General features: G+C 48.1%; 1 rRNA gene. It reads left to right on the top strand.

Annotated features, from left to right (window positions below):
* A 23S ribosomal RNA gene (locus tag H6A61_RS16425) occupies positions 1-210 on the top strand; the annotation flags it as partial.

Raw genomic sequence — 210 nt, 5'->3', positions numbered from 1 at the left:
ATAGGTCCAGGCAACTGTTTAACAAAAACACAGGGCTGTGCTAATATGAAAGTAGATGTATACAGCCTGACACCTGCCCGGTGCTGGAAGGTTAAGAGGAGATGTCATCTTTGGGAGAAGCATTGAATTGAAGCCCCAGTAAACGGCGGCCGTAACTATAACGGTCCTAAGGTAGCGAAATTCCTTGTCGGGTAAGTTCCGACCTGCACG

It is taken from the genome of Bacteroides caecigallinarum, assembly GCF_016901995.1.
Lineage (GTDB): Bacteria > Bacteroidota > Bacteroidia > Bacteroidales > Bacteroidaceae > Phocaeicola > Phocaeicola cellulolyticus.
The sequence above is the reverse complement of the archived record's forward strand: the minus strand, read 5'-3'. Positions and strand labels throughout refer to the sequence as shown.